Source organism: Streptomyces sp. NPDC003023 (assembly GCF_042888225.1).
GTDB lineage: Bacteria > Actinomycetota > Actinomycetes > Streptomycetales > Streptomycetaceae > Streptomyces.
Genome location: NZ_JBIAPL010000022.1, coordinates 1 through 4,842, shown reverse-complemented (window position 1 = coordinate 4,842; position 4,842 = coordinate 1). Strand labels below are relative to the sequence as shown.

Below are 4,842 nucleotides of genomic sequence, written 5' to 3'. Positions count from 1 at the left end.
CGGCCAGGACATCGACTGGACCCCCCTGTTCGAGGGAACCGGCGCCACCCACACCGACCTGCCCACCTACGCCTTCCAACGCGAACGCTTCTGGCAGCAGGTGTCCACCTCGGGCGGCGACGTGACGTCGGTGGGGTTGGAGGCGGCGGGGCATCCGTGGCTGGGAGCGGTGACCGCGCTCGCCGACGGTGAGGGCCATGTGTTCAGCGGCCGCATCTCGCTGCGCGCATTTCCGTGGCTGGCTGATCACGCGGTGTTCGGCACGGTGATCGTTCCCGGCACCGCGCTGCTGGAACTCGCCCTGTCTGCAGGGCATTTCGTGGGCGCGGCCCGGGTCGAGGAACTGACCCTTCTCGAAGCCCTGGTCCTGCCGGAACAGGGCGAACTGCGTCTCCAGGTCACCGTGGACGCGGCTGATGCCGAGGGCCATCGCCCGGTAACCGTCTACAGCAGCGCCGCGGCTGCGGATGCACCCTGGGTACGTCACGCCGAAGGGACCCTGACCGGGCCGATACCCATCTCGAGCACCCCCTCGGACGAGTTCGAGGCGTTGGCGCAGTGGCCGGTGCCCGGTGCGCAGCGGATGGATCTGGACGGTTTCTACGAGCGGTTCGCCGAGCAGGGCATTGCCTACGGCCCGGCCTTCCGGGGCCTGAGCGAACTGTGGCGTGACGGCGACACCGCCTACGGTCTGGTCCGCCTGCCCGAAGACGCCTCGACCGATGGGTATGGCATCCATCCGGCGCTCCTCGACACGGCGTTGCATGTGCTCAAGGGGTCGGCGGCTGCGCGGGAGCGGTTGGAGGGTGCGCTGCTGCCGGTGGAGTGGGCGCAGGTGGAACTGTCGGCGGTCGGCGGCAGCGAGTTGCGTGTCCGCGCGGACCTCGATCCCTCCGGGACGTCTCTGCGGCTGTGGGCCGCCGATGCGGCCGGCAGGCCGGTCGTGTCCGGTCGTCTGGACCTGCGTGAGGTGACCGCCGAACAGATCCGTGCCTCGACATCCGTCGACCACCTGTACCGGGTGGAGTTCCAGCCGGTCCCGGCCGGTTCGCCGCCGGCGCGTGACGCAGACCGGCTGGTCGTGGATGCCCGGGGCTGGTCGGGTTCGGTGACGGAGGTCGCCGGACGGGGCCTGACCGAACTGCAGCAAGCCCTGTCCGGCGACACAGCCGAGATCGTGCTGGTGACCTGTGGTGCGGTCGGCGAGGACGCCACGAACGTGGGCCAGGCGTCGTTGTGGGGTCTGGTGCGTTCGGCGCGCAGTGAGCACCCGGAGCGGGTGATCCGCCTGATCGACACCGACACCGATGACCTGACAGCGGCCCTGCACATCGCGGACGAGCCCGAACTGGTCGTGCGCGACGGTCAGGTGCTGGCCGCCCGCCTGGTCCGGGCATCCGCTGATGTCGACACACAGGCCCGTGCTCTCGATCCTGCCGGGACGGTACTCATCACGGGCGGTACGGGGGAGTTGGGCCAGGCCCTGGCCCGCCACCTGGTCCACGAGCACGGCGTGCGGCGTCTGGTCCTGACGTCCCGCCGGGGCGCCGACGCTCCCGGCGTGTCCGACCTGGTGGGGGAGTTGACCGCAGCGGGTGCCGACCGGGTCGAGGCCGTCGCGTGCGACGTGGCCGACCGTGCCCAGGTCCGCAACCTGCTCACCAGCGCGGACACCGCTCACCCATGGACGGGCGTGTTCCACCTCGCCGCCGTCCTCGACGACGGACTGCTCACCGACCAGGACCCCGACCGTCTCACCGGTGTCCTCGCCCCCAAGACCGAGAGCGCACTCCACCTGCACGACCTCACCCGTGAACTGGACTGCGATCTGGCGGCGTTCGTCCTCTACTCCTCGACCTCCGGTGTCCTCGGCAGCACCGGCCAGAGCACCTACGCCGCCGCGAACACGGCCCTCGACACGCTCGCCACCCACCGCCGCAGCCAGGGGCTTGCCGCCACCAGCCTGTCCTGGGGCCTGTGGCAGCAGTCCGGAACCGGCATGACCGCCCACCTCGGCCAGGCCGAACTCGCCAGGCTCGCACGGCGAGGCATCGGCGCTCTCACACAGCGGCAGGCGCTGGCCGCGCTGGATGCCGCCCTGCTCCAGCCGCACGCCCACCTTGTTCCGGTCAAGCTCGAGACGGCACGGGTCGAGGACCCGCCCGCCCTGCTGCGCGCACTCGTGCGCAGGAAGCGCACCCGCCCCACCGCTGGTGCCACCAGCCCCGGCAGCCAGGCGACGGCGTTGCGTGACCTGCTGGTGGCGCTTCCGGAGCCGGAACGGCTTCCGCATCTGGTCCACCTCGTACAGCGTGAAGCAGCGATCGTGCTCGGCCTCGCCGATGCCGATGGCCTCAAGCCGCAGCAGCTCTTCTCCGAGCAGGGCCTGGACTCGCTGATGGCGGTCGAACTGCGCCGCCGGCTGTCCGCGGCGACCGAGGTCGCCCTGCCCGCCACCCTCGCCTTCGACTACCCCACCCCCGTCGCCGTCGCCGGCCTCCTCCTCGACCGTCTCGACCTGGCCACCGTGACCGCGGCGGCGACTCGCCCGTCGGCAACCCCCGCGCTCGGGCACGGCACGGCCGACGACCCGATCGCCGTCGTGTCGATGGCCTGCCGCCTGCCGGGCGGCATCGACACCCCCGAAGGCTTCTGGGAGCTCCTCTCCTCGGGCGGTGACGCCATCGGCGGGACACCGTCTCGCTGGGAGAACCTGGATCTGTACGACCCGGACCCGGAAGCGGTCGGCAAGAGCTACACCCGAGAGGGCGGGTTCCTCGACGGTGTCGAGGACTTCGACGCCGCGTTCTTCGGCATCAGCCCCCGCGAGGCCCAGTCCATGGACCCGCAGCAGCGCCTGGTCCTGGAAACCTCCTGGGAGGCGCTGGAGCGGGCCGGGATCCGGCCCGGCACTCTCACCGGCAGCCGCACCGGCGTCTACCTCGGTGCGATGAGCTCGGACTACGACCGCCAGGGCCAGGGCCTCGACGCCCTCGACGGCTACCTCGGAACGGGCAATGCCGGAAGCATCGTCTCCGGCCGGATCTCCTACGCGCTGGGCCTGCAGGGCCCGGCCGTCACCATCGACACCGCCTGCTCCTCCTCCCTCGTCGCCCTGCACCTGGCGGCGGGCGCCCTGCGGCAGGGTGAGTGCGATCTGGCCCTCGTCGGCGGTGTCACCGTGATGTCGACCCCGACGTCTTACGTCGAGTTCAGCCGACTCAAGACGACCTCCCCCGACGGACGCTGCAAGAGCTTCGCGGCCCAGGCCGACGGCGCAGGATGGTCCGAAGGTGTCGGCATGCTCGTCCTCAAACGCCTGTCGGCGGCCGAGCGGGACGGCGACCGCGTCCTGGCTCTGCTCCGTGGCTCGGCTGTCAACCAGGACGGCCGCAGCCAGGGCCTGACCGCCCCGAACGGACCCTCCCAGCAGCGCGTCATCCGCGATGCCCTCGCGGCCGCCCGCCTCGCCCCCGCCGACATCGACGCGATTGAGGCACACGGCACCGGCACCTCTCTCGGCGACCCGATCGAGGCCGGCGCACTCGCCGAAGTCTTCGGTGAACACCGGGTGTTCCTCGGATCGGCCAAGTCGAACCTCGGCCACACCCAGGCCGCCGCCGGGGTCGTCGGCGTCATGAAGATGATCCTCGCCCTGCAGCACGAGACACTGCCCCGGACCCTGCACGCCGACGAACCCAGCCCCCACATCGACTGGGACAGCAGCGGCCTGACCCTCCTCCAACACGATCAGCCCTGGCACAAGAGCGAGCGAACCCGCCGCGCCGGCATCTCCTCCTTCGGCCTGAGCGGCACCAACGCCCACGTCCTCATCGAGGAAGCCCCGGCGCCCGCCGCCGAACCGTCGCCCCCGACCGACGCCGGCCCCGGTGCGCCCCTGCCGGTGGTGCTGTCCGGCACGAGCCGGGCAGCACTGGGTGAGCAGGCCGGACGCTGGGCCGACTGGCTGATCGCCCACCCCGACACGCCGCTGCGGGATATCGCCGCCACCGCCGCCCGACACCGCACCCACCTCGGCGAACGTGCCGGTCTCATGGCCACGACAACCGCACACGCGGCCGAACTGCTGCGCGCGCTTGCCGAGGAGCGCACTCACCCCGACCTCCTCACCGGCACACAGCAGGAGCACGGAAGGACCGTGTTCGTCTTTCCCGGTCAGGGCAGTGAGTGGGCGGGGATGGGGCGGGCGCTGCTGGAGCAGTCGCCGGTGTTCGCGGAGACGGTGCGTGAGTGTGATCGGGCACTGGCTCCGTATCTGCGCTGTTCGGTGGAGGAGTTGTTGCGGGAGGGTTCGCCCGAGGGCTGGTCGCGGCTGGATGTGCTGCAGCCGGTGATGTTCGCGGTGTATGTGGGTTTGGCGGCGGTGTGGCGGTCGCTGGGTGTGGAGCCGTCCGCGGTGGTGGGTCATTCGCAGGGTGAGGTGGCGGCTGCGGTGGTGGCCGGTGTGCTGTCCGTCGAGGACGGTGCGCGGGTGATCGGTGTGCGCAGCGCCGCCTTGCAGACGGTGGCGGGTGTGGGCCGGATGGCGGTGGTGGAACTGCCCCTGGACCAGGTGGAGCAATGGATCGCCCCCTTCGGGGATGCCGTGTCGGTCGCGGCGGTCAACACGCCCCGGTCGGTGTCGGTGTCGGGTGACGCCGACGCGGTGGAGAACCTCTTGTTCCGACTGGACGACGCGGATGTGTCGTGCGGGTGGCTGGAGGCGCCGGTCGCCTCCCACAGTCATCACATGGACGGCCTGCTGCCCGACCTGGAGGTCGAGCTCGCATCCATCGCACCGCGTGCGGGACAGGTGCCGTTCTACTCGACGGTGACCGGCGC

Annotated in this window: 1 protein-coding gene; it reads left to right on the top strand. The window is 71.3% G+C overall.

Annotated features, from left to right (window positions below; translation table 11 throughout):
• Nucleotides 1–4,842, top strand: a 4,842-nt coding sequence (locus ACFYV1_RS33580; RefSeq protein WP_389399446.1) for a type I polyketide synthase, incomplete at both ends; no start/stop codon positions are given.